Below are 25,911 nucleotides of genomic sequence, written 5' to 3'. Positions count from 1 at the left end.
CCCGGTCGCCGACCGTCACACGCCGGTCGGCGACCCGGTGCTCCGTGACGAACCTTGCCGCCTCACCGGTACCCGCGCCTGTTCTGGGGAGGGCGGGAGCGAGGGAGCCGGTCCACCCGACCGGCCACCGGATCCGGCTGACCGGGCGGCGCGGGCGGCGACCCTGACCAGGAGGGATCTCCCCATCCCGGTGAGACCGACCGCCAGTCGTCGTCGACGGGTCACCCGCGCCCGGCCGGAGAACACGTCGTGGTCACGGTCCTCGATGCGGTCAAGGATTTCGCCGTACAGGGTGAATGCCGCCGCCACGCAGGGCCGGGACACGGGGTCGAGCATCGCGATGCCCGGCTGGGCGAACCGGTACACCGCCCTGGTCCTGCTGACCTGGTCGGCCAACGCCCGGCGCACCTGCCGGTCCGGCCAGCCCCGAGCCCGGCACCACACCAGCCGGTCGCGGTCCACACCGAACTCCGCCAGCTCGTCCTCGGGGAGGTAGACACGGCCCCGGTCCAGGTCCTCCCCGACGTCGCGCAGGAAGTTGGTCAGCTGGAAAGCCGTGCCCAGGGCGGCGGCGTGGGGAGCGGCCTCCTCCCGGGGGACCACCGTGCCCAGCACCGGCAGGACCTGGAGGCCGATGACGTCGGCCGAGCCCCGGACGTAGACGGACAGCGCCCGGCGGGTCGGGTACCTGTCGACGGTGAGGTCCATCCGCATGGACCGCATGAAGTCGCGGAAGTAGGACGTGTCGATCCGGTAGCGCCGGACCACGTCGACCACGGCGGCCAGGACGGGGTGTTCGCTGCGCCCGGATCGGAACCCCGTCACCAGGTCCGCCTCCAACGCGGACAGCTCCGCCGCCCTGGCCGCCTGGTCCCGCATCCCCTCCAGGTCGTCGACGACGTCGTCCACCAGCCGGGCGAAGCCGTAGAGCGCGTGCACCGCGGGCCGTCGGGCCGGTTCCAACAGCCGGGTGGCGAGGTAGTAGGTCCGTCCGTGCGCCGCGTGCAGCTCCCGGCAGCGCTGGTACGCCCGGTGCAGACCCGGGTCCGTCACACCGGCGGCGACCAGTTCCCTCCGGGTCACGGGATCGGGCCCCGGGCCGGCAGGGTGTCCGGTGCGGTGCGGGGGCCGGTGTCGGTTGGGCCCGTCCGCGCCCGTGCCGAACGGGGCACGGACCCGCCTGGTGCGCGTCGCGAGCCGAGCCCGGTGATGCGGGCGGCGGCGAGTTTGCCGGACACCAACACCGTCGGGATGCCGACCCCGGGCGTGGTGCCGGCCCCCGCGAGGACGACGTTGTCGAGTCCACGAGGCAGGTTCCTCGGTCGGAAGGGTCCGGTCTGGGCGAAGGTGTGCGCCGCGCTGAAGGGGGAACCGTCGAGGAGCCCCCGGTCGGCCCAGTGCGACGGGGTGTGCACCTGCCGTGCCTCCAGGGAGCCCCCGAACCCGGGCAGGTGGCGCCGTTCGATCACCTGGATCATCTCCTCCGCGTAGGCCGGGCCGATGCGGTCCCAGTCCAGGCGGCCGGTGCGCAGGTTCGGGCAGGGCGCGAGGAGGTAGCAGAGCTCCCGCCCGGGCGGCGCGAGCGAGGGGTCGGTCGCGGTCGGTCTCGTCAACAGCAACGACGGGTCGCTCATCAACCTGCCCTTGTTGACGATCTCGTCGAAGGTGCCCGCCCAGGACTCACCGAAGGAGATCGTGTGGTGGCCGAGGTCGGCCCACGAACCGGTGGAACCGGCGTGGACGACGACGGCGGACGGCGAGGCCCGCAGCGGCACGGGACGCCGGGGCGTCCGGCCGAGCAGGCGGTAGCTGACCGGCAGGTCGGGGGTGAGGACCACCGCGTCGCACGGGATGAGTTCCCCGTCGGCGGTGCGGACCCCGGTGGCCCGCCCCCCCGACCTCACCAGTTCGGCGACCTCGGCCCCGTAGCGGAACGAGGCACCGCACTCCGCCGCCACCTGGGCGTACCTCCTCGGTACCTGCCACATCCCCCCTCGGGGGAAGTAGACGCCGGCGACGGTGTCCATGTACCCGATGACCCCGTACACGGCCAGGGCCTGTCGCGGCTGGACACCGGCGTAGAGCGCCTGGAAGGAGAACACCCGCCGCAGGCGGGGGTCGCGCAGGAAACGGCCCACCGCGCGGTCCAACCTGCCGAAGGCGCCGAGCCCGACCAGCCGGGCGAGCTGGGGGGTGCACAGGTCCAGCGGTGAGTCGAAGTTCGCGTCGATGAAGTCGTCGTACTCGGCGCGGTAGAGGTCGGTCAGCCATCGGCGGAGCCGGCGGTAGCCGGCGGCCTCGACCGGACCGGCGAACTCGCGGACGGCCTGCTCCATCCTGTCACCGTCGGTGTGCACGTCGAGCACGCTGCCGTCGGCGAACCTCGCCTGGTAGGCGGGGTCGAGCCGAACGAGGTCCAGCACGGACTCCAACGGGCGCCCGACGGCCGCGAGGGGCTCGGCCACCAGGTCGGGCATCGTCAACACGGTGGGCCCGGTGTCCATCCGGTACCCGTCGATCTCGGCCAACCCCATGCGCCCACCGGGCAGCGGGTCCCGTTCGACCACGGTCACTCGCCGGCCGGCGCCCAGCAGGTGCAGGGTGGCGGAGAGGCCGGCGAGGCCGGCGCCCACGACGACCACATGGTCCGTGCGTCCCGGAACGGTCCGCATCACGCCTCCTCGTTCCGCGCGGTCCGGTTCCGCGCGGTCCATCCGGTCGACCAGCCCCAACGCCTCCTGCCCGCCGCGCCGAGGCACCGGCGGGCCCACCCGGGTCTGCCGACGCCGCGCGCCGAGGGAGCGGTCGTGCGCCCGTTCGCGGTGCGCGGGGGAGCCGGGTCCGTGAGCCGAGCCGCGGCGGGGCGTGGTCGGCGAGCGGGCCGGGTGACCGCGCGGGAGGCCGAGGGAACGGCCCTCGGCAGGTGCCGGCGGTCCCGCCTGGATACGGCCGAGATCATGGACCGCCCTCTCCGGTGTCGGTTGCGCCCTGCCGCAACCCATGCTCGTTCCAGCACCGGCGATCGGCAACTCGTGCCGTCGACCGTCCGGTGCCCCCGGGTATCTTGCCCCGCCGCCCATCCGGCGCGAACATCGGTCGTTCCCGTCGACGGGCCCCTCGCCCTCCCGGAGGCCCCGGTCCTGGCCCGCCCGCCGGAACAGCGGAGCCGGTCCGCCTCCGCCGTTCGTCCGCCAGGACCCCGACCGGGTGGTACGGGTGCGGAATCGGGTGATCAACCAGCGGGTGCGCCGAACAGCGGAGACCAGGTCTGCAAGATGTCAGCCGGACGCCCGCCGGAGGCACCCGGCGGGACACTGTGGACAGTGGAGCGGGTGATCACGCACCGATGGCCAAACGTGGACGCAAACCGCGCACCCCGGACCCGAACGCCGGACCGGTCGCGGAGTTCGCGGCACGGCTCTGGGAGCTCAAGCAGCGCGCCGGTGATCCGTCCTTCGAGGCGATGAGCGGCCGGCTCGGGGCGGTGGCCTGCAAGTCCTCGTTGTCGGCGGCCGCCCGAGGCCGGGAACTGCCCTCCTGGGAGACCACCTGGGAGTTCGTTCGCTGCCTCGCCGTCGGAGTCCTGGAACGCGACGCCGAGGAGGTGCTCACCGAGTGGCGCGGCCGTTGGGAACGCGCTCGGGCCCGGCTCGACGGCCTGGACGAGGAGCCAGCGTGCGAGCCCCCGGTACTGGGGGCGGCCGCCCTGCGCGTTCCCGACCGCCGGGCCACCGGCCAGGCCGTACCCGCCCGCACGGCCGTGCCGCAGGAGGCACCGTCCCCGCCGACGCGCTGGCTACCCAGCTGGGCGCCCCGCCGCACGACCTGGGCGCTGCGCGCCGGGGCGCTGCTGGGGATCGAGATCACCACGACGACCTTCCCCTCGGCTGGTGCGGGGGCCCCGGGCCTGGAGGCGGTGGTGCGCGACCCGTTGAGCACGACCCGACGACTCGTGCCAGGCGACGACTCCGAGCTCCGGAGGGACGTGAACTACCCGGACGGCACGACCGTGCACCGGGGCGAGGACTTCGTGAAGATCTGGGAACTCGCGAACACCGGGAGCGTCTTCTGGCGGCACCGCTACCTCCAGCGCCTCGGCCCGGACGACCCGGACTCGTGCCAGGCGCCCCGGCGTGTTCCGATCCCACCCACCGCACCCGGCGAGACGGCTCTGGTCAGCGTGCCGATGCGAGCGCCCTGGTCCCTCGGGCACAGCCTGACGGAATGGAAGATGACCGACGCCGACGGGAATTTCTTCCTCCCGGACGGTCTACCGGTGCACGTGTACGTCATCGTCGTTCCCTGATCCGATCTCGACGCCGGTGCGTCCGCACCCGATGAGCGAGGCGTCCGGGGGGTGGGGCTGGCGGTACCGCCGAAATGACCACCGACCACGGACGAACCGTGGACATTTCCCGCTTGTGGTGTCCACCACGCCTCCAGCACGATGGCCGCGAGCCGGTCCCGCCCGGCGAGAGCGGAAGGAGGCGGGACACCGTGCCGCGAGGAAGTCGGAAGGGCACTGGACGGGCCGTGCGTGGGCGAACGGGCAGCGGTGGCTGGCGTGCCCCAGGTGGGGCCGTCGCGGGCCCTGTCTACACGGGCACGGTGCGCGCGCTCGCCGTCGACCTGCTGCTGTACGGTTCGGCCGCGACCGAGAACGCCGCCTTCGCGGTGTGGCTGCCCGTCGGAGCCCGCCTCCTCGCCCGCCGGTTCCGGGCCGCTCCGGGCCGGTCCGGTCTGCTGTTCGTTCGAGAGCGCTGACGGTCCGGGATACCGAGCGGCGCGCGTCCGGTCGGTCGGCGGCCCGCGCCCCGGACCATTCGAGGGACCCGGCAACGGGGCCGCGGTCGCGATTTCGCGCGGAGTCGCTCGCCGGGTACACCACTTTTCATTCGTGATGAGTTCGTGATCCAACCTCGGGGTTGGGTCGCACGTTCCGTGCGGGACCCGGAACCGGCGTGAACGCCGATGGGATCGGCGAACTCCCCGCCGGGGGTGCCCGATTCGGAAAGGCAGGGAAATCCGATTCGGAAAGTCAGGGGGATTCCGATTCGGAAAGCTGGTGGGGTAGGTGGTCCCGGCACGGGGAACCGAGCTCGTCCCATCACGCGCCGGTCGAACCGCGCTCCGCGCGCTCGCCCCCACCACGGCGATCCGGCGACGTGGCTCCGCGCGGGGCAGGGGACGTCCCCGTCGCCGAGGCGGTCCCGGCGGGACACGACGTTCGTCCCCGGGCAGGTCACGACTCGGGTGGGGCGTGCGCGGCGGCGGGCCCCGAGCCCGACCCCTGGCCAGTGCGGCGCCGGGGTTGGCCCGATCCGGCCGTGCGCCGGTCCCGCCGTGCCCGCCGGGGCCGCGGCGCTGTCGTCGAACGAGGAGGGCCGGTCGGAGCAGTGCGGCCCGCCGCGCCGGGACGGTCACTGGGCCGGGCGGCGCAGTGCCGGCACCTCCGCCGTGCGCGAGCGCGGCACGGTAGTCCGCGAGTTCCCGAAGTCAACGAGGCCGCCCAACCGGCCGGGGGAATTGCGGGACGACTCTTGACGGCCTCGCCCGGTTGTGCCAGTTTCATGCCGATCGAATTCGCGAATCCGCCGGAGTAGCGGTGGAATCGAAGCGCTTCGAATTCGTTCGACAGGGTATTCGTCGAATGTTCGACTGGTGGGCGCCTCATCCGCCGGAACCAGTGGGCGTGGAACGACGCGGACGCGACGGAGCGGACGGAGGTCAGGAGTGGCTGCCAACGAACGGCGCGACCCGGAACCGGTCGGCGGCGAATCTCGGGCCTACCTCGACCCGGAACTCCCGATCCCGGTGAGGGTGGACGACCTGCTCGGTCGACTGGACCTCCGCACCCGGATCGCCCTGCTCCACCAGGTCCAACCCGCCGTGCCCGAGCTGGGCATGGCCGAGTTCCGCACCGGTGGTGAGGTGCTGCACGGCCTGGCCTGGCTCGGGCCGGCGACCGTCTTCCCCCAGGCGGTCGGGCTGGGCGCGACCTGGAACCCCGAACTGGTCGAGCGGATCGGTTCCGCCGTGGGCGACGAGGTTCGCGGCTTCCACCACGACAACCCGGACCGGGGCGGCGGGCTCAACGTCTGGGCACCCGTCGTCAACCCGTTGCGCGACCCGAGGTGGGGGCGCAACGAGGAGGGGTACGCGGAGGACCCGCTGCTCACCGGAACACTGGCCACCGCCTACGCGGCGGGGCTGCGGGGCCACCACCCCCGGTACTGGAGGACGGCGCCCACGCTCAAGCACTTCCTCGGGTACAACAACGAGACCGACCGGGACACCACCTCGTCCGACCTGCGTCCCCGTGTGCTCCACGAGTACGAGCTGCCGGCTTTCGAGATCCCGCTGCGGGCCGGTGCGGCGGTGGCGGTGATGCCCTCCTACAACCTGGTCAACGGGCGGCCCGCCCACCTCTCACCCCTGATCAACGACACCCTCCGCGAGTGGGCGGGCCCGGGACTGGCCGTGTTCAGCGACGCCTACGCACCCTCCAACATCGCCGGGTCCCAGGGGTACCTGCCCGATCACCCCGCGGGGTTCGCGGCCGCGCTCCGCGCCGGGGTGGACAGCTTCACCGAGCACGACCGCGACTCCGACCACACCATCCAGCAGCTGAGCACCGCCCTCGACCGCGGGCTGATCACCGAGGACGACGTGGACACCGCGGTCCGCCGCCTGCTGGCCGTCCGGTTCCGGCTCGGGGAGTTCGACCCGCCCGAGCACAACCCCTACGCGGGGCTCACCTCGGAGGTCATCAACCGCCCCTCCCACCGCGACCTCGCGGCGGAGGCCGCGCGCCAGGCGCTCGTCCTGCTCAGGAACGAGGACGAGACCCTCCCACTGGACCGCGACCGGATCCGCCGCCTGGCGGTCATCGGGTGGCACGCGGACACGCTCTTCGAGGACTGGTACAGCGGAACCCTGCCCTACCGGATCACACCGTCGGCCGGGATCGAGGCCGCCTTCGACGGCGAGGTGACCACCGTGGAGGCGGTGGACCGGGTCGCGCTCCGCGCGGCGGATGGCCGGGAGGTGCGCGCCGACCCGACGGGCACGTCCCCGCTGCGGCTCGCGGTGGCGGCGGAGACCGCGCGGTCGGACGAGGCCCTGTTCGACCTGTTCGACTGGGGCAACGAGGCGGTGACCCTCCGGGCCGTGGCCAACGCGCGGTACGTCGCCGCCCATCCGGACGGCCACCTCCTCAACGACCGGGTCACGCCGGGAGAGTGGGTCGTCCGGGAGACCTTCGAGCTCCGGGCCGGGCCGGGAGGAACCCGTCGCCTGCGGAACCGGGCACTCGACAGGTGGGTCCGGTGCGATCCCGACGGCGTGCTCACCGCCGACGCGGAGGACGAGCAGGAGGCGACCGCGTTCCTGGTGGATGTCGTCGACTCCGGTGCCCGGCGGGCGGAGGGCGCCGCCGCCGCCTCGGACGTCGCGATCGTCGTGCTCGGCAACGACCCGCACATCAACGGTCGCGAGACCGAGGACCGCCCCGACATCGAGCTCCCTCCCGTTCAGGAGGACCTGCTCCGGCGGGTGGTGGGAGCCAACCCCCGCACGGTGCTGGTCGTCGTCAGCGGCTACCCGATGGCCATCCCGTGGGCTGACGAACGGGTGCCGGCGATCCTCTGGACGGCGCACGGCGGGCAGGAGCAGGGGACCGCGTTGGGGGAGGTGCTCTTCGGTGACCACTCGCCGGGAGGGCGACTGCCCCAGACCTGGTACCGGAGCACCCGGGACCTGCCCGACCCGTTCGACTACGACATCATCAGCGCGGCCAGCACCTACCTGTACCACCGGGGAGAGCCGCTCTACCCCTTCGGGCACGGGCTGTCCTACACCAGATTCGACTACGGACCGCTGCGCGCCGACACCTCGACCCTCGCCCCGGACGCGGTGGTCACGCTGAGCGTCGAGGTCACCAACAGCGGCGACCGCGACGGTGACGAGGTGGTGCAGCTCTACTCCCGTCACCTGACGTCGTGCTGGCGCCAACCCCGGCGACGCCTCCGGGGCTTCCGCCGGCTGCGCCTGCGGGCCGGCGAGCGCCGCACCGTCGAGTTCGTGGTCGCCGCGCAGGAGCTCGCCACCTGGAACACCGCGTCGGACCGGTGGACCGTCGAACACGCCGAGCACGAGTTCTCCGTGGGAGCGTCCTCGGCGGACCAGCGGGCCACCACCTCCCTGCTCGTCCTGGGAGAGCGTGTCCCACCGCGCGTGCTGCACGGCCGCTGGACGGCCGCGGACTCCTTCGACGACCAGGGCGGTGTCCACCTGGTGCCGGACACGCCGCTCTCGGGCACCGCCGTCGCGGGCCGGAACGGGGCCTGGCTGGCCTTCCACCGGGTCTCGTTCCCCGCCGGCCGACATCGGATCACCGTGCGGGCGTCCACCCCGGAGACCGGCGGCCGACCGGGGGCGGCCGGGGCGAGGATCGAGTTCCGCCCCGGGGTCGGCGGTGCGCCGGCCGTGCCGCTCACCGTGCCCCCCGGTAGCCGGGACGCGGTCCTGGACGCCGAGGTCGAGACGGACGCCGGCGTGGCGGAACTGCGGATCGTCTTCACGGACGGCGACGCGGTGGTCCACGCGCTGCTGCTCGAACTCCTGCCCCCGGAGGAGGACGAGGCCGGTTGAGGCGCGGAACGCCCCGCCCGGCGTCGCGCCAGTCCCCCGGCCAGCCACTCGCTCCCTCGTTCGACCTGCTCGGATAGGCCAGACGTCGGATTGTTCCCGACAGGGGAGATCCGTAACGTCCTGGCAATCGAATCGCTTCAATGTGATTTGGCTCACCACCAATGGAGGTGTCGTGGTCACGATCGCGGACGTGGCGAAACACGCCGGAGTCGCCCCGAGCACGGTGTCCTACGTGCTCACCGGCAGGCGGGCGATCTCCGCGCGGACCCGGGCGAAGGTCCGGGACAGCATCGAACTCCTGGGCTACCACCCCCACGCCGGCGCTCGTTCCCTCGCGAGCAACCGCGCCAACGTGGTGGCCCTGGTCCTGCCGCTGCGCACCGGGGTCAACGTGCCGGTGGCGATGCGCTTCGTCCTGTCGGTCGTCACCGCCGCCAGGGAGCGGGACCAGGACGTGCTCCTGGTGACCGGCGACCAGGGGGTCGCGGGCATCAACCGGATCTCCGCCAGCGCGATGGCGGACGGACTCGTCGTGATGGACGTGGAGATGCACGACGAACGCGTCCCACTGCTGCGCGACCTTCCCCAGCCCTCGGTCCTCATCGGATTCCCCGCCGACGCCACCGGGTTGACCTGCGTGGACCTCGACTTCTCCTCGGCGGGGACGCTCTGCGTCGACCACCTCGCCGACCTCGGGCACCGGGAGGTCGCCCTCCTCGGCGCCCCCCGCGCCGTCTACGAACGGGACACCGGTTTCGCCCACCGCACGATGGCCGGCTTCACCAACGCGGCGCTGCGCCGAGGAGTCCACGCCACCACCCGGTCCTGCGAGACCGATCCGGCCGAGGTCACGCGCACGGTCGCGGCGCTGCTCGCCGAACGCCCCGGGCTCACCGCGGTCGTCGTGCACAACGAGTCCGCCATCAGCCCGCTGCTCGCCGCGCTCCGCACCGGGGGACGACGTGTCCCCGAGGACGTCTCGGTGGTGGCCATCTGCCCCGACGAGGTCACCGACCGCGTCTTCCCACCGCTGACCTCGGTGCAGATCCCGACCGAGGACCTCGGCCAGCGAGCCGTCGAACTGCTGATGGCGAAACTCGCCAGGCAGGGCGTCGCCCCCGCCACCCTGCTCACCCCCCGGCTGGTCGAACGCGGCAGCTGCGGCCGCGCCCCCCTACCCGGCTAGCCGCCCGCGACACCGGCGACTCCCGCCCGACGACCTCCCTCCGGCCACTCCTCCCGGTGTCCCGCCCACCGACCCGCCCGCCGCCGCGTGATCCGACCCGCCCCGGCAACCGGACCCGGCCCACGCCGGCACAGCCCGAAAGGCCCACGATGAGACGCACACCGCACCACACCTGGAGCCGCCGCTCCTTCCTCTCCGCCCTCGGAGCGGGAGCCGCCCTCGCCGCGACCAGCCCGCTGCTCACCGCCTGCGGATCCCGCCCGGGGGCATCCCCCACCGGAGCCGTCTCCGACCCCGACGCGATGGGCGCGGTGCTCCCCAACCACGTGCCCGTCGAGTTCGTCGCCCCGGATCTTCCCGGCAGGCTCGGTGCCGCTCCCGGCTACCTGAGCTACCCGGCCCAACTGGTCCGGGGTGTACCCGACGCACCCGGCGCGGGCGGCGAGGTCACCGCGATGACCCCGGCCTTCTGGCCCATCCCCCCGGCGGACAACGACTACTACGACGCGGTCAACGAGCGGCTCGGCGCCCGGGTGCGGTTCAACATCGTCAACGGCAGCGACTACGCCGCGAAGCTGAACGCCATGTTCGCCGGCGACCAGCTCCCGGAGCTCACCGTCATCCCGGACTGGGACGTGCCACCCCGCTTCGGTGAGGCGGTCGGCACCGTCTTCGCCGACCTCACCGAGCACCTCGCGGGCGACGCCGTCGAGAAGTACCCGATGTTGGCGAACCTGCCGACCCGGGCCTGGGCCTACTGCGTACGTGGCAACCGGCTCTTCGGAGTCCCGACGCCCGCCGAGCTCTTCGCCGTCACCAGCTTCTACCGCCACGACCTGTTCGAGGAGCTGGGGTTCGCCCCGCCCACGACGGCGGACGAGCTCCGCGCCCTGTGTGAGCAGATCACCGACCCCAACCGCAACCGCTGGGCCTGCGGGAACCTCTTCCTGGACGTCAAGCGCATGTTCGGGGTGGTACCCGGCTGGAGCCGGGAGAGCTCGGGACGGCTCGTCAACGAGGCCGAGACCGAGGGGTTCCGCGAGGCGCTCACCTTCATGCGGGCCCTCTTCGCCGACGGCCACGTGCACCCCACGGTCGCCGGGAGCAACACCGGGCAGGAGAAGGAGCTGTTCGAGAACGGCAGCATGCTCATGATGGTCGACGGGCTCGGTTCCTGGCACGAGGCGCTGGCCCGGCAGCTCCCCGGCAACCCCGCCTTCGACATGCGGCCGATACCGCCCTTCTCCCACGACGGCGGGGACCCCGTCTACTTCACCGAGGAGGGCGCCAGCATCGCCACCTTCATCAGGGGCGACCTGGAACCCGAACGGATCGAGGAGCTGCTCGGCATCCTCAACTTCTGCGCCGCGCCCATCGGCACCGAGGAGCACTACCTCGTCAACTACGGGGTCGAGGGCGTGCACAGCGAGCGGGGCGAGGGTGGTTCACCCCAGCTCAACGCGAAGGGGAGCCGGGAGGTCACCTTCACCTACGGGTTCCTGGGCGCTCCGCCGCCCTCGATCGCCCAGGCCCAGTACCCCGGCTACGTCCAGGCGCGCTACGACTGGGAGGTCGCGGCGGCCCAGTACAAGGTGTCCAAGATCGACGAGGGGCTGCACATCGAGGAGCCTCCCCGGCTCACCAGCCTCGAACAGCGGCTCGACGACCAGATCCAGGACCTGCTGCGCGGCCGAACCCCGCTCGACCAGCTCGACTCCATCATGGACCGGTGGCGTTCCGACGGTGGTGACGAGCTGCGCGAGTTCTACGACGACGCCCTCAGCGACGTCGGACGCTGAGCGGACCGACCATGGACTCCGACACCACGGCGACGCGGTCCTCCGCCTCATCGAGGGAGCGGCGCCGAGCCGACCGCCGGCGCCGCCTCCGCCGGGACTGGCCCCTGCTGCTCATGACCGCGCCGGCGATCCTCGTCCTTGGCGCGTTCCACTACCTGCCGCTGCTGGGCAACGTCATCGCCTTCCAGGACTACTCGCCGTTCGTGGGCATCCTCAACAGCCCGTTCGTCGGTTTCGACAACTTCCAGCGGCTGTTCGGGGACCCGGCGTTCTGGAACGCCACCCTGAACACGCTCTACATCACCGCGTTCCAGCTCGTGTTCTACTTCCCGGTACCGATCCTGCTGGCCCTGTTGGTGAACAGCCTCCTCAGCGCGCGGATCCGCCTGTTCATCCAGAGCGTCGTCTACCTGCCCCACTTCTTCTCCTGGGTGTTGGTGATCACGCTCTTCCAGCAGATGCTCGGCGGAGCCGGAGCGCTGAACACCTTCCTGCGACAACAGGGGCTGACGCCGTTCGACGTGATGACGAACCCCGACACCTTCGTCCTCCTGGTGACGGCGGAGGGCATCTGGAAGGACGCCGGCTGGGGGATGATCATCTTCCTGGCCGCGCTGAGCACGGTGAACCAGAACCTCTACGAGGCGGCCGCCGTCGACGGCGCCGGCAGGTGGCGGCGCATGTGGCACGTCACCCTCCCCGCGCTCGTCCCCGTCATCGTGCTGCTGCTGATCATGCGCCTCGGCGACGCCCTGTCCGTCGGCTTCGAGCAGTTCCTGCTGCAACGGGGCGCGGTGGGCGCGGACGCCTCCGAGGTGCTCGACACCTACGTCTACTACGAGGGCGTGGTCAACGGGGACTTCGCCTACGCCGGCGCCGCCGGCCTGTTCAAGGGCGTCGTCGGGCTGCTGCTCGTCCTCGGCGCGAACAAGGTGGCCCATCTGCTGGGTGAGGAAGGGGTGTACTCCCGACGATGACCGTCGTGTCCGAACCCACCGCCGCTCGACGCGGACCCCGCCGGGCCGGCCGCGCGGCCTGGGAGGAGGAACCCGGGCCCCTCGGCAAGGCCGCCAAGGCGGTCCTCGTCGCCGCCATCGCGCTGGCCGTCCTCTTCCCCCTCTACGTGGTGGTGTTGACCAGCCTGTCCCCCCAGGAGGCGATCACGAGGGCCGGCGGGCTCGTCCTCGTCCCCGATGGCCTCAGCCTCGCCGCCTACCAGGAGATCCTCTCCGGTGGGGTCGTGACGAGGTCGGTGCTCGTGAGCACCGGGGTGACCCTCGTCGGAACGCTGTTCAGCACCACCCTGACCATCCTCGCCGCCTACGGCCTGTCCCGGCGGGACTCCTACGCGCACCGGCCCCTGCTGTTCCTGGTGCTGTTGACCTTCCTGTTCGGACCGGGCCTCATCCCCACCTACCTGACCGTGCAGGCATTCGGGCTGCTGGACAGCTACGCCTCGCTGATCCTGCCCACGGCCGTGGCCGCCTTCAACCTGATCGTGCTCCGCTCGTTCTTCATGAACATCCCGCAGGAGATCATGGACAGCGCCCGCATCGACGGGGCCAGCGAGTTCCGCATCCTCGGGACGATCGTGCTGCCGCTGTCCAAGGCGGTCACCGCGGTGATCGCACTCTTCTACGGTGTCGGGTACTGGAACGCGTTCTTCAACGCCTTCCTGTTCCTCGACGACAACCGGAAGTGGCCGCTCCAGCTGATCCTGCGCACCTACGTCCTGGAGGGCATACCCATCCCCGGGGCCGGGCCGACCGACACCGTCGCCGGCGGTCCCGTCCCCACCCTGGCCGTCAAGATGGCGGTCGTCGTCATCGCGGTGCTCCCGGTGCTCCTGGTCTACCCCTTCGTGCAGAAGCACTTCACCAAGGGCGTGATCATCGGAGCGGTCAAGGGCTGACGAGAGGAACGGAGGACCATGCCAGGACTGGCGAAGCTCACCCGGGGCCGCCTCGCCTACGGGGGCGACTACAACCCCGAGCAGTGGCCCGAGGAGGTGTGGGCCGAGGACGTCGCGTTGATGCGCGAGGCCGGTGTGACCGTCGTGACCGTCGGCGTCTTCGCCTGGTCCTGGTTGGAACCGAGCCCAGGGGCGCGGGAGTTCGGCTGGCTGGACCGGGTCCTCGACCTGCTGCACGAGGGCGGCGTCGCCGTCAACCTGGCCACCCCGACCGCCACCCCGCCACCCTGGATGGCGCACCGCCATCCCGAGACCGTCCAGGTCGCCCAGGACGGCCGCCGGATGGCCGTCGGGTCCCGGAACCACTTCTGCCCCTCATCCCCGACCTACCGCCGGTACGCCGAAGCCATCGTGCGCGACCTCGCCGACCGCTACGCCGACCACCCGGCGCTGCGGATGTGGCACGCGAACAACGAGTACTGTGAGACCTGCCACTGCGACGTCTCCGCCCAGCACTTCCGGCGGTGGCTCAGAACCAGGTACGCCGACGACCTGGACGCCCTGAACGCCGCGTGGACGACCGCGTTCTGGAGCCAACGCTACGGGGACTGGGACGAGATCGGGACACCCCGGGACACGACCTACCTGCGGAATCCCACCCAGCAGCTGGACTTTCGGCGGTTCTCCTCCGACGCCCTGCTGGAGTGCTTCACCCTGGAGCGCGACCTGCTGAGGCGGCGAACCCCCGACGTTCCGATCACCACCAACTTCCCCGGCCTGGCCACCTGGGTACCGGTCGACTACCGGCGGTTCGCGGCCGAGGAGGATGTCGTCTCCCTCGACTGGTACCCGGACCCGGGCGACGAGAACGCCCACGTGTCCTCGGCGCTGGCCTTCGACCTCATGCGCTCGCTCGCCGGGGGCCGGCCGTGGGCACTGATGGAGCAGGCCGCCGCAGCGATCAACTGGCGCGGTCGCAACCCCACCAAACCCGGCGGCCTGACCCGCGTCCAGTCACTCCAGGCCGTGGCTCGCGGAGCCGACGTGGTGTGCTTCTTCCAGTGGCGCGCCTCGACCGGGGGAGCGGAGAAGTTCCACTCCGGCATGGTGCCGCACAGCGGCCCCGACAGTCGGATCTTCACCGAGATCCGCGACCTCGGAGCCGACCTCGCGCGGCTGTCGGAGGTCGTGGGGCGGACCGAACGGGCCCGGGTCGCCTGCGTCCTGAGCTGGGAGAGCTGGTGGGCGGCGAGCCAGGAGGCGCACCCGTCCAACGATCTCGACGTCCTCGACCAGCTCCACCGCTACTACGAACCGCTGAACCGGTTGGGGCTGACGGTCGATGTCGTCGCCCCGGACGCCGATCTCACGGCGTACGCCCTGGTCGTCGTGCCCAACCTGTACCTCGTCCGCGACGACGAGGCACGCGCGATCGTCGACTACACGCGGTCGGGAGGGCACGTCGTCCTCGGCTTCTTCTCCGGGATCGTGGACGAGTTCGACCGGGTCCGGACAGGGGGGTACCCCGCGCCGTTCCTCGACCTGCTCGGCCTCCGCGTCGAGGAGTTCTGCCCCCAACCGGAGGGCACCCGGGTGCGGTGCGCCTCGGCCGAGTTCGGCGACTTCTCCTCGGATCTCTGGGTCGACCGGACGAGACCGACCACCGCCGAGCCGGTGGCGGCGGTCCGGGGTGGGGAGCTCGACGGTGTGCCCGTCATCCTCCGCAACCGGCACGGGACCGGTCTCGCCTGGTACGTCGGCACCCGTCCGGACCAGGAGACCCTGCGGCGCCTGGTGGCGGCGGCCTGTGCGCGGGCCGGGGTGGACGCGCCCGCCGGCCCCTTGCCCCCCGGCGTGGAGGTCGTCCGACGGGCCGGCCTGCTCTTCCTGCTCAACCACCGGGACCGCCCGGCCGAGATCACCGTGGCCGGCTCGTGGCGGGACGTGCTCACGGGCGCCGGGTTCGACGACCGGATCTCCCTGCCCGGGCACGGAGCCCTGGTGCTCCGCCCCAACGGGGGACGGAACCGGCACCTCAGGTGAGCACCCCCTGGAGATCGTCGATCAGATCCCGCATGCGTTGGAGGAGACGGCGACGGGTGGGGCCGATGGAGCCACGGGGGATCGCGAGCGTGCGACTGATCTCGTCGTAGTGCAGCGGCGGGTCCGCGATGAGCAGGCTGAGCAGCGCCTGGTGCTGTTCCGGCAGGCTCTGGAAGGCGAGGTGGACCTGGGAGTGCTCCGCGTGCAGCAGGGCGCTCTCCTCGGGGGTGGCCTGGCCGTCGGTCCGGCCCTCCAGGAACGACGCGGTTCCGAAGGGGATCTGCCGACCACGACGCGCGAGGAGGGTCAGCGACTCCCGCCGGGAGGCGGTCACCAGCCACGCCCCCAGCTTCTCCGGCTGCCGGATCGAGTCCAGGTGCTCCACCGCGCGGAGCCAGGTCAGCTGGCAGACGTCCTCGCAGTCCGGTCTGGACAGCCCGTGGGACCGTGCCACCGTCCACACCACGGGGCTGAACCGGCAGATCACCTCCGACCAGGCGAGACGATCTCCCGCCCTGCAACGCCGCACCAACCTTTCGATGCTCTCCTCGTCACCCTTCTTCGGCTCCTTCCGGGGGACGGAATGGACGCCGTACCCGTCGCGGTCACTGGTACTCATAGACGGAGCCCCCAACGCTTCACACCAACGGGAGAACATTAGCCGATCAGCCCATCGACACGTCCCCACGGTGGGACGGTGTACGTTTCGTGCGGAAAGGGCCGCGCCGCGCCTCGGGTGAAACCACGGGCCGGTCCTCGGCCCGGGAAGTTCACCTGATGGGTGGGTGGTGTCGGGATTGCGCGGGGCCAGTGATCATCCTTCGGGGGCTCATCCGCGCCGTTTGATGAATCTCACCCGAAAGCCTGACGGGCAGTGCGTCGCGGCGAACTTCCGGCGGCCGGAACGAGCGCGGGAATTCGCGCGTCAATGGTGTCACCTCATTCCGGCGGGTGAAGTTCGTCGCGTGAAGCCACTTCCCCTGATGCTCTGCGTAACGAGGTTATGGTGGCTGGTTGAGCGGCGGTGGTGAGACGGGGGAGCGGAAGTAGGAACGGGTACACGGCGTGATACTCCCAGGTGGGGATGGGTGAGGCAGCGGTGCTCGGACGCCGTTCCCGCCTCCCGGCCGGCCCGCGGGCCGTCGGGTTCCCGATGCCGGTTCCGCCCATCCCCGGCCGGTCGCTCCCGATCGGGACCCGACCCACGGGACGGAGGAATTTCCGCGTCCGATGTGTATCCAGTGGGGACTCCCGCTGGTCTGTGTACGTGGCGGGTGCGGTGAGAACCGTGCGAAGGCGAACCGAACGGCGGTGCGGATGGCGAAGGTGGCGATTGTTGGCGGCGGGGCGGCCGGAATTTCGACCGCCTATCGGTTGCGCGGCCACGCGCACATCACCCTTTTCGAGGCCACCCCGCACCTCGGTGGGCACGCGCGCACCGTCGACGTATTCGAAAACGGCGAGCGTCGCGGTCTCGACGTGGGATTCGTGGTGTACAACGAGGCCAGCTATCCGAAGTACTCCGCCTTCCTCGCCGAACTGGGCGTCGACTCCCATGTCGCCTCCCTGAGCATGTGCCGGTTCGTCAGGGGCACCGGCGAGGCCGTGCTCGTCGACGAGCCGGACCCGGAACAGCGCCCGGGCGACTGGGCCGCGGCGTGGGAGGAGTCCGACAGGTTCCTCCGGGAGGCACCCCGGCACCTGGTGCGGGGCGCGGCTGACCTGCCGCTCGGCCACTACCTCGACCAGCACGGCTACGGCGCTCCCTTCCGCCGGGGGCCAGCCGTGCTGCTCGCCTGCGCGGCCTGGTCCCTGCCGCCCGAGGTGATCTGGGACGCGCCCACCTCGGCCGTCCTCGCGCTCAGCCTCGCCCACGGGAGGCACGGACTCGGCGCGGAGGGAGCGAGGTGGCGCACGGTGGTGGGGGGAAGCGGCACCTACGTGGCGGCGGCCCGACGCGCGCTGGAGGACGCCGGGGTCCAACTCAGGACGGAGTGCCAGGTGCGGGCCGTCCGGCCCGACGGCGACGGCGTCGACCTCACCACCGACGGCCCCGCCGAGCGGTTCGACGCCGTCGTGCTCGCCACGCACGCGGACCAGGCGCTCGGCCTCCTCGCCGCTCCGCTGCCCGCCGTCGAGGTACTGGGTGCCGTGCGGTATCGCGACAGCAGGGTCGTCCTCCACCAGGACCCCGCGGAGATGCCGGCGGACCGCCGCCAGTGGCGAGCGCTGAACTTCGCCGTCCCGCCCGCCGGCGAGGCCCCCGCCCCGGCCCGGGCCTCGTGGGCCACCTACCACCTCAACGCGCTCCAGCGCTTCCGCGCGGAGAACGACTACTTCCTCAGCATGGACCCGGTGGGCACTCCGGACCCGGTCCTGGCGGAGTTCCGGTTCCGCCACCCGGTGGTCGACACCCGGCTGCGGAACCTGCAACAGGACGACACCCGCCGCCTGGTCAACCGGGACAGCAGGGTGCTGCTCGCCGGTTCCTACCTGCACGCCCGCCGGGTCGGGCCGGACAACCTCGCGTCCCATGAGGCCGCCCACGAATCCGGGCTCGACGCGGCGGAGGCCGCCCTGCGCCTCCTGGCCCGCTCCCCGCAACGCGCCTGACGCGCCACCACACCAGATTGGACAACCCCGGCATGACAGCACCCCACGAGACCGGTGACGAGCACGCTCCCACCACGGTCGCCCCGGACGCGGACACGATCCGCGAGTGGCTCGTCACCCAGGTCGCGGCCAGGACCGGCGTCCCGACCTCCGAGGTGGACGTCGACCAGTTCCTCGACGAGTTCCAGCTCGACTCCACCGAAGCCCTGGTACTCGCCGGTGAACTCGAGAACTGGCTCGGCGTCGAGGTCAGCCCGACCGCGCTCTGGTACCACCCGACCATCGCGAGGCTCGCGCGGCACCTCGCGGCGAGCGGGATCGGGAATGACGCCGGCACCTGACACGCGGCCGCTGCTCCGCCAGCTCGCGCGGGGCCCGGCGGAACGCCGCGCCGCACTCATCCATCCGGGAGGCCTCCCCGCCACCCACTACCGGCCACTGGCCGCGGCCCTCGCGGCCCGCGGCACCCCCTACCTGGTGGACCTCGACGCGCTGCCCCAGTTCGTGTTCGCCGCCAGGCACGGCGGGGACACCGACCTGTCCGGGCTCGTGGACACCGTCACCGAGGTGCTGGACGCCCACCACCTCCTCGACCAGCGCACCACCCTCGGTGGCTGGTCGGGCGGCGGAACCCTCGCCTGCGCGATCGCGACGGGCCTCCCCCCACCCCGGCGACCCGGTCGACTGGTCCTCCTGGACAGCCTGCCACCGTGGTCGGGCACGGGGGCCGACAGCATCGAGGACACGGCGGCGCTGCTGCCCGAGTTCGGCCGGTACCTCGCCGCCCGCGCGGGAGTGCCGGCACCGGACCCCGGTGCCATCCGCCCGGCGCCGCCCCCCGGTCAGGAGCAGGCCAACTCCCACGACCAGTGGTTGTGGGGGTTCCGCCAGGCAGCCCTGGCCGTCGGCGCCCTCGACGAGGGTGTCGGCCTCCCGGGGCTCCGCAAGGTGTTCCAGTCCTACCGGTGGGGCCTGCTGCGCAACCGCCGGCTCGGCTCCGGCGCGGCCGCGGGCACGGTGACCATGCCCACGACCCTGATCCGCGCCCGCGACTCGATCATCCCCGACGACGACGTCCCGGGGTGGCGGGCGGTTCCCCACCTCCGCACGGTCGTCGTACCCGGGAACCACTACACGATGCTCACCGAGCCGGCCAGCGTCGAGCTGATCTCCGCCGAGCTGGCCGAGGACACCCCCGCCGTCCGCGACCCCCTCCGATTGGGACCACGATGACCCCGCAGACGAACACCGGCGCCGCCGACGGCCGGATCGCCATCATCGGCCTCGGCGGCCTGTTCCCCGGCGCGAGGAACGTCCACGAGTACTGGACCAACATCGTGCACGGCGTCGACTGCCTCACCGAGGTCCCGGAGACCCACTGGCGGATCGAGGACTACTACGACCCCGACCCCACCGCCCCCGACAAGACGTACGCCCGCCGAGGCGGGTTCGTGCCCACCATCGACTTCGACCCCCTCTACTACGGGCTGCCCCCGACCACGCTGGGTGTCACCGGCGTGCTCCAACTCCTCAGCCTCGTGGTCGCCCGGCAGACCCTGGCCGACGCGGGTACCGCCTCCGCCAGCTGGTACGACCCGTCCCGCACCGGCGTCATCCTGGGCGTGACCGGCTCCAACTCCCTCACCCAGCCGCTCTCGGCCCGGTTGCAGACCCCGGTCCTCAAGGAGGTCGTCCGCAGCGGCGGGCTCACCGAGACCGACGCCGAGGAGATCGCGGCGAAGTTCACCGCCGCCTTCGCGCCCTGGGAGGAGAACTCCTTCCCCGGGATGCTCGGCAACGTCGTGGCGGGGCGGATCGCCAACCGGTTCGACCTCGGCGCGACCAACTGCACCGTCGACGCCGCCTGCGCCAGTTCCCTGGCCGCGCTCCGGATGGCCGTGGCGGAACTCGCGTCCGGGCGCGCCGACCTGATGCTCAGCGGTGGGTGCGACGCCGAGAACACCATCCTGATGTACCTGTGCTTCTCGAAGACGCCCGCGCTGTCCAGGCGCGAACGGGTGCGGCCCTTCGACGAGGAGGCCGACGGGACGCTCATCGGGGAGGGCCTCGGAATGCTCGCCCTCAAGCGCCTGGCCGACGCCGAGCGCGACGGGGACCGGATCTACGCCGTGCTCGACGCCGTCGGCAGCTCCAGTGACGGGCGGTACACCAGCATCTACGCCCCGAGGGCCTCGGGACAGGTCGTGGCGCTCCGCCGCGCCTACCAGGAGGCGGGGTTCGGCCCAGAACAGGTCGGGCTGCTGGAGTGCCACGGCACCGGGACGGTCGTGGGGGACCTCACCGAACTCACCGCGCTGCGCCAGGTCTTCGAGGAGGCGGGAGCGCCGGCGGGAGCCACCGCGATCGGCAGCGTCAAGTCACAGATCGGCCACACCAAGGCGGCGGCCGGCGCGGCCTCCCTCATCAAGGTCGCCCTGGCCCTCCACCAGCGCGTCCTCCCCCCGACCATCAACGTCGACACGCCCCGCCGGGACGCGGACCTGGACTCGTCACCCTTCCACGTCAACACCCGGGCGAGACCCTGGCTGACGACCCCGGACCACCCCCGGCGGCGAGCCGGGGTGTCCGCCTTCGGCTTCGGTGGCACCAACTTCCACTGCCTCCTCGAGGAACACCGGGACGACGTCGACACGAACGACCCCCGCCTCGCGGCCCCCGTGCTGCACCGCGCGTACCAGGTCCACGGGTGGCACGCTCCGACGGTCACCGAACTCCTCCTCGGACTCGACGTCCCCGGTGCCCCTCCGGAGCTGACCGAGCCCGTCCCCGACGAACACCCGAGGATCACCGCGGTGGCCAGGGACGAGGCCGAGTTGGAGACCCTCCGCCAGCTCGCGCTCTCCACGTTGCGGCGCGACCCCGAGGTCGGCGGGTTCGAGCTGCCCGAAGGGATCTGGTTCGCCGCCCGCGCGCGCCCCGCCCGACGGACGGCGGCCCTGTTCGCGGGACAGGGCAGCCAGTACGTGGGCATGGGCCGCACGGCGGTGCTCGCCCTCCCCCCGCTGCGTGCCGCCTTCGACGAGGCCGAACGCCACGCCGCCGGGCTCGGTGCCGCCGTCTTCCCCCCACCGGCGTTCGACCAGGACGACGAGGCCCGGCAGGAGACCGCGCTCCGCGCCACCGACCGCGCCCAACCCGCCATCGGGGCACTGTCCCTCGGCCAGTACCGGTACGTCCGTGAACTCGGCTTCCGGCCGGACACCGCCCTCGGGCACAGCTTCGGCGAACTCACCGCGCTCTGGAGCGCGGGCAGCCTCTCGGACGAGGACTTCCTCCGGCTCGCCGTGGCCCGGGGGCGGGCCATGACGGCGGCCGGGACCCACCGCGACGCTCAGGAGGAGTCCTCGGAGGAGCGGCACGAGCCAGCGGGGGACCCGGGCGCGATGGCGGCGGTCGGGTGCGGCGCCGACCGGCTGACCACCCTGCTGGCCGGGCACGACGATGTCGTCCTGTGCAACGACAACGCCCCCGACCAGGTGGTCGTTGGCGGCGGCACGGACTCCGTGCGGCGGTTCGTCGACGCCTGCCGTGCCGAGGGCGTCGGGGCGAGGGTGCTCCCGGTCGCCGCGGCGTTCCACACCCCGCGCATGCGCGCGGCGGAGCCGGCCTTCGCCTCGGCCGTCGCCGACGTCGACCTCACCACCCCGGCGTTCCCGGTGCGCAGCACCACCCTCGGTGCCGAGTACGGATCAGACCCGCTGCGCGACGCCCGCATCCTGGTCGACCAGCTCACCGGCCCGGTGTCGTTCGGCCCGAGGGTCGAGGAACTCCACGAGGAGGGTGTCCGGGTCTTCGTCGAGTTCGGACCGGGTCGGGTCCTGTCGGGACTGGTCCGCCGCCTCCTGACCGGGCGCGCCGACGTCGAGGTCCTGACCTGCGACCCCGGGCCGCACGGCGACGCCGACCGCTCGCTCAAGCAACTCGTCGCCCGCCTGATCGTGCTCGGCCACCCGCTGACCCACCCCAACCGTCACGCGGCCGCACCGCCGCGCGACGAGGAGAAACCGAAGATGAGCATTCCCATGAACGGCGCGAACCACGTCCCGGCGGACCGGCGCGAACGCTACCGCCAGGCGCTCCGCGAGGGGTACCGGATCCCGGAGGCGGCGGCCCCGGCCGGCGGCCCCACCACCCCCGAGGACGTCCCGCCCCGGCTTGCGGCCCCCGACGAGCCCCACGTCCCCACGCGCCCGGGGCCCGCCGGTGCCAGCCCGGCCCCCCGGCCCCTCGGGGGAGACGGCGCGCTCACGGAACTCGCCGCGCGGCACCTGGCGCTGCACGACGACTACCTGACGAGCCAGCTCCGCGTCGCCGAGCAGCTCGCCGGGCTGCTGCACGCGCACGGACGCGGGGAGACCCCGCCCGACGTGCTGGCCGGGATCGGCGCGGTGACCGACACCGCGCTGGCCATCGGGCGGAGCCACGTGCGGGCCAGCGAGACCCTGCGTGCCCTGGCCGAGCTCGGCGCGGTGCCCGGCGGGGCGCTACCCCCGACCTCCGGGGACCGGGCCGTCCTGGTGCCCGCGCCCGCACCGGGACCGGCCGTGGGGGAACCGGGCGAGACCGGGGGCACCGGAGGCGGCAGCGGTGATGTCGTGCCCCTGTCCCCTGCCCGGGCCTCCACACCGGACACGGCACCCGTGGCCCAGCCGATCACGGCGGAACCCGTCGTGGTGGGTGCGGGTGAGGTGTCGGTGGTGCCGTCCCGGGACGAGGTGCGTCGGGTGTTGGTGGAGGTGGTGGCGGAGCGGACGGGGTATCCGGTGGAGATGGTCGATCCGTCGATGGATGTGGAGGCGGATCTGGGGGTGGACTCGATCAAGCGGGTCGAGGTGGTGGGGGCGTTGCGGGAGCGGTGGCCTGGTTTGGGTGGGGTGGGTTTGGAGGAGTTGGGGGAGTCGCGGACGTTGGATGACCTCGTGGACGTCCTCGTCCCCGACCACGCCCCCGATCCCTCGGTCTCGGCTCGTCAGGACGCCAGGGAACCGGTCGTGGTGGGTGCGGGTGGGGTGTCGGTGGTGCCGTCCCGGGACGAGGTGCGTCGGGTGTTGGTGGAGGTGGTGGCGGAGCGGACGGGGTATCCGGTGGAGATGGTCGATCCGTCGATGGATGTGGAGGCGGATCTGGGGGTGGACTCGATCAAGCGGGTCGAGGTGGTGGGGGCGTTGCGGGAGCGGTGGCCTGGTTTGGGTGGGGTGGGTTTGGAGGAGTTGGGGGAGTCGCGGACGTTGGATGACCTCGTGGATGTCCTCGTCCCCGACCACGCCCCCGACCCTGTCCCCGAATCCGTCGGGATCGCTCCTCCCGCGCCAGCCGAGGAGGTGGCGGCCGACCCAAAAGGTGAGGGCGGTCCCGCCGTCGGGCGGCGGTGGGCCCGCCCGGTGGAACTGCCGCCTCCCGACGTCGCCGTCGATGCCTACCGGGCCACGCCGACCGCGTTGCTCGCCGGTGCTCTCACCGAGGACCACGCCAGGTGCTTCGCCGAAGCGCTCACCTCCGAAGGGTGGACGATCGGTGAGGAGGACACCGACGACGGCACCCCCCTCGACCTCGTCGTCTACCTCGCGCCTCGCCCCGCCGACCTCTCCGACGCGCGGGACGCGCTGCTGGCCGGTCTGATGCTGGCGGCGAGGAACCTGGGACGCCTGGCCGGGCGTCCCGACGGACACCGGACGACCTTCCTCTGCGTGACCAGGACCGACGGTCAGCTCGGCTACACCGGGACCGACCTCGCCGGCGCCGCCCTCGGCGGCCTCGCCGGCCTGGTGCGCACCGCGGCACTCGAACACCCCGCCCTCTTCGCCAGGATCGTCGACCTCGACGCCCGACTCGCCCCCGAGCGGGCGGCGAGGCTGCTCGTGCGGGAACTCCGGGACGCGGAGACCGACCTCCACGACGTCGGGTGGGACGCGGCCGGCGTCCGGCGCACGATCGGTCTCACCGACCAGGAGGAGCGCCAGGGACCGCTGCCCCTGCCCGCCGGGGCGGCGGGACAGGAACCGGGCGCCGAGGACCTCTTCGTGGTCACCGGAGGCGGGCGGGGCATCACCGCGGCCTGCGCGGTCGGCCTGGCACGGGCCCACCAGCCGGGACTCATCCTGCTCGGCAGGTCACGTCTCGAACCCGACCCCCCGTGGGCGGTGGGGGTCGAGGACATCGACCTGCGTACCGCCGCGGCGCGGGCCCTCGCCGCCTCCGGCGGCCGGCCCACTCCGCCCGAGGTCGAGAGGGAGCGCCGGCGGGTACTCGCCGGACGGGAGATCCGCCGTACCCTCTCCGACGCCGAAGCCGCCGGATCGCACGCCGAGTACGTGGCCGTCGACATCACGGACCCGGTCGCCACGGCACGGGCCCTCGAGCCGTACCAGCGACGGGTGACCGGGGTGGTGCACGGGGCAGGCGTACTGGCCGACCGCCGTCTGGTGGACAAGCGCGCCAGCGAGATGACCGAGGTCCTGGACGTCAAGATCACCGGCCTGCGGAACGTGCTCGACGCCCTCGACACCGACCACCTCCGCCACCTGCTGCTCTTCTCCTCCGTGGCCGGCCTGTTCGGCAACCCGGGCCAGGCGGACTACGCCACCGCCAACGAGGCCCTCAACCGGCTGGCGTGCGCGGTCCGCCGCCACCACCCCGCGACCACCGTCCAGTCGGTCAACTGGGGAGCCTGGGAGGGGGGCATGGTCACCCCAGAGGTGGCGCGGCTCTTCACGGCCCGAGGCGTACCGCTCATCCCCGAGGACACGGGCGTCGCCCGCTTCGTCGAGCAGTTCCGCCCGGACCGCGCCTCGGACCTGGTGTGCGCGGTGGGACCGGACATGCCGCTCGCGCCGATCACCCCGGTCCGGGCACCGACGACGACGGTCGAGCGGTCCCTCCGCCCCCTCGTCGACGAACCGGTCGTGTCCGACCACCGCATCGGCGGGGCCGTCGTGCTGCCCGTGACCTTCGCCCTGGGCCTCGTGCTGAACGTCGCGCGGCGGCTGCGGCCCGAACTCCCGGTGCGGCAGGTCACAGACTTCACCGTCCTCAGCGGGGTCCGGTGGTCCGACGACGATCCACCGGCGCTCCGCGCCACCGCCACCGGGACGGCCGACGGGCTCCAGGTCCTCGTCTCCACCCCGGACGGTCGCCCCAGATACCGCGCGCTCCTCCCCACACCGCCGGAGCGGCCCGCGCTGCCGGCCAGGCTCAGCGGACTCCCCACGCCGGGAAGCGGGCGGGGAGCGGCGGAACACTACTCCGACGGCACCCTGTTCCACGGGCCGGAGCTCCGCGGCCTGCGACGCGTCCTCACCGAGGACCCCAGGCTCGTGCTGGAATGCCAGCTCACGGACGTGCCGGTGGCGGCCCGCTCCTACCACGCGGCGAACTACTCGCCGGTGCTGGCGGACCTGCTCCTCCAGGCGGCGCTGCTCCGGGCCCGGCTCGCCACCGGGCTGCCGGCGCTCCCCACCGGCATCGGCACCGTGGAACTCCACGGGCCCCTGCCGGACGACACCCCGTTCCTCGTCGTCGTCGACGGGATGACCGGGGGCGGCAACCCCCGCTGCACGGTGTCCGCCGTGACGCCGGCAGGAGGACTCCTCCTGCGGTTCACCGACGTCCTGGTCGTCCCGCACGCCGGGCTCCAGGACCAGTTCGCGAGCTCGTGAGGAGTCGACGGCCATCCCGACCGCGACATC

The 25,911-nt window shown here is 72.6% G+C and carries 15 protein-coding genes; 12 read left to right on the top strand and 3 right to left on the bottom strand.

Annotated features, from left to right (window positions below; all coding sequences use genetic code 11):
- Positions 1-15: 15 nt before the first annotated feature.
- Positions 16-1,083, bottom strand: a complete 1,068-nt coding sequence (locus ACOJVX_RS13770) for a phytoene/squalene synthase family protein (protein WP_030105627.1) — start codon at positions 1,081-1,083, stop codon at positions 16-18.
- Entirely contained in the window at positions 1,080-2,672 is a 1,593-nt protein-coding gene (gene crtI / locus ACOJVX_RS13765) for a phytoene desaturase family protein (protein WP_418153100.1), read from the bottom strand. The genes ACOJVX_RS13770 and crtI overlap by 4 nt, the downstream gene beginning before the upstream one ends.
- Before the next feature lie 674 nt (positions 2,673-3,346).
- Between crtI and ACOJVX_RS13760 the strand changes: the two genes are divergently transcribed.
- From ACOJVX_RS13760 to ACOJVX_RS13725, 8 genes are all read left to right on the top strand, one after another.
- Positions 3,347-4,306 carry an NBR1-Ig-like domain-containing protein gene (locus ACOJVX_RS13760; protein WP_422646807.1) on the top strand — a complete coding sequence of 320 codons (960 nt, stop codon included), beginning with the start codon at positions 3,347-3,349 and terminating at the stop codon, positions 4,304-4,306.
- 227 nt (positions 4,307-4,533) lie between these two features.
- Positions 4,534-4,764, top strand: a complete 231-nt coding sequence (locus ACOJVX_RS13755) for a hypothetical protein (RefSeq protein ID WP_155886066.1) — start codon at positions 4,534-4,536, stop codon at positions 4,762-4,764.
- A 969-nt stretch (positions 4,765-5,733) separates the two neighbouring features.
- The gene (locus ACOJVX_RS13750; RefSeq protein WP_418153104.1) at positions 5,734-8,652 is read left to right on the top strand and encodes a glycoside hydrolase family 3 C-terminal domain-containing protein; all 2,919 of its coding nucleotides are present in this window, start codon (positions 5,734-5,736) and stop codon (positions 8,650-8,652) included.
- 172 nt (positions 8,653-8,824) lie between these two features.
- Positions 8,825-9,838, top strand: a complete 1,014-nt coding sequence (locus tag ACOJVX_RS13745; protein WP_418153106.1) for a LacI family DNA-binding transcriptional regulator — start codon at positions 8,825-8,827, stop codon at positions 9,836-9,838.
- Between the two features lie 149 nt (positions 9,839-9,987).
- Positions 9,988-11,637, top strand: coding sequence for an extracellular solute-binding protein (locus ACOJVX_RS13740; RefSeq protein WP_422646806.1), 1,650 nt, complete (start codon positions 9,988-9,990; stop codon positions 11,635-11,637).
- A gap of 11 nt (positions 11,638-11,648) precedes the next feature.
- Positions 11,649-12,614, top strand: coding sequence for an ABC transporter permease (locus ACOJVX_RS13735; protein ID WP_422646805.1), 966 nt, complete (start codon positions 11,649-11,651; stop codon positions 12,612-12,614).
- Complete coding sequence (locus ACOJVX_RS13730; RefSeq protein ID WP_030105634.1) at positions 12,611-13,549, top strand: carbohydrate ABC transporter permease; 939 nt, start codon at positions 12,611-12,613, stop codon at positions 13,547-13,549. Before ACOJVX_RS13735 ends, ACOJVX_RS13730 begins: the two co-directional genes overlap by 4 nt.
- 18 nt (positions 13,550-13,567) lie before the next feature.
- The gene (locus ACOJVX_RS13725; protein WP_030228076.1) at positions 13,568-15,592 is read left to right on the top strand and encodes a beta-galactosidase; all 2,025 of its coding nucleotides are present in this window, start codon (positions 13,568-13,570) and stop codon (positions 15,590-15,592) included.
- On the opposite strand, the gene ACOJVX_RS13720 is transcribed toward ACOJVX_RS13725, so the two are convergent.
- Positions 15,585-16,211, bottom strand: coding sequence for an RNA polymerase sigma factor (locus ACOJVX_RS13720; protein ID WP_026418108.1), 627 nt, complete (start codon positions 16,209-16,211; stop codon positions 15,585-15,587). The genes ACOJVX_RS13725 and ACOJVX_RS13720 overlap by 8 nt on opposite strands.
- 707 nt (positions 16,212-16,918) lie before the next feature.
- Between ACOJVX_RS13720 and ACOJVX_RS13715 the strand changes: the two genes are divergently transcribed.
- Genes ACOJVX_RS13715 through ACOJVX_RS13700 form a run of 4 tightly spaced genes read left to right on the top strand, consistent with a single transcriptional unit; the run spans position 16,919 to position 25,881 of the window.
- Positions 16,919-18,205: an FAD-dependent oxidoreductase gene (locus ACOJVX_RS13715; protein WP_418153112.1), complete on the top strand. Its 1,287-nt coding sequence runs from the start codon at positions 16,919-16,921 to the stop codon at positions 18,203-18,205.
- Positions 18,206-18,237: 32 nt separating this feature from the next.
- Positions 18,238-18,546 (top strand): acyl carrier protein, encoded by a 309-nt coding sequence (locus ACOJVX_RS13710; RefSeq protein WP_051313714.1) that lies wholly within the window; start codon positions 18,238-18,240, stop codon positions 18,544-18,546.
- Positions 18,530-19,438 carry a hypothetical protein gene (locus ACOJVX_RS13705; protein WP_418153114.1) on the top strand — a complete coding sequence of 303 codons (909 nt, stop codon included), beginning with the start codon at positions 18,530-18,532 and terminating at the stop codon, positions 19,436-19,438. Before ACOJVX_RS13710 ends, ACOJVX_RS13705 begins: the two co-directional genes overlap by 17 nt.
- Positions 19,435-25,881, top strand: a complete 6,447-nt coding sequence (locus ACOJVX_RS13700) for an SDR family NAD(P)-dependent oxidoreductase (RefSeq protein WP_422646804.1) — start codon at positions 19,435-19,437, stop codon at positions 25,879-25,881. Before ACOJVX_RS13705 ends, ACOJVX_RS13700 begins: the two co-directional genes overlap by 4 nt.
- The last annotated feature ends 30 nt before the right edge of the window (positions 25,882-25,911 follow it).

The sequence above is a fragment of the Actinoalloteichus caeruleus genome (genome assembly GCF_049311605.1).
Classification (GTDB): domain Bacteria; phylum Actinomycetota; class Actinomycetes; order Mycobacteriales; family Pseudonocardiaceae; genus Actinoalloteichus_B; species Actinoalloteichus_B caeruleus.
This window is presented reverse-complemented; position numbering and strand designations above follow the sequence as displayed.

Coding starts and splice junctions, on each gene's coding strand:
- ACOJVX_RS13760 (WP_422646807.1), top strand. CDS start 3,347: ATGGCCAAACGTGGACGCAAACCGCGCACCCCGGACCCGAACGCCGGA.
- ACOJVX_RS13735 (WP_422646805.1), top strand. CDS start 11,649: ATGGACTCCGACACCACGGCGACGCGGTCCTCCGCCTCATCGAGGGAG.
- ACOJVX_RS13740 (WP_422646806.1), top strand. CDS start 9,988: ATGAGACGCACACCGCACCACACCTGGAGCCGCCGCTCCTTCCTCTCC.
- ACOJVX_RS13730 (WP_030105634.1), top strand. CDS start 12,611: ATGACCGTCGTGTCCGAACCCACCGCCGCTCGACGCGGACCCCGCCGG.
- ACOJVX_RS13720 (WP_026418108.1), bottom strand. CDS start 16,211: ATGAGTACCAGTGACCGCGACGGGTACGGCGTCCATTCCGTCCCCCGG.
- ACOJVX_RS13710 (WP_051313714.1), top strand. CDS start 18,238: ATGACAGCACCCCACGAGACCGGTGACGAGCACGCTCCCACCACGGTC.
- crtI (WP_418153100.1), bottom strand. CDS start 2,672: ATGCGGACCGTTCCGGGACGCACGGACCATGTGGTCGTCGTGGGCGCC.
- ACOJVX_RS13725 (WP_030228076.1), top strand. CDS start 13,568: ATGCCAGGACTGGCGAAGCTCACCCGGGGCCGCCTCGCCTACGGGGGC.
- ACOJVX_RS13705 (WP_418153114.1), top strand. CDS start 18,530: ATGACGCCGGCACCTGACACGCGGCCGCTGCTCCGCCAGCTCGCGCGG.
- ACOJVX_RS13700 (WP_422646804.1), top strand. CDS start 19,435: ATGACCCCGCAGACGAACACCGGCGCCGCCGACGGCCGGATCGCCATC.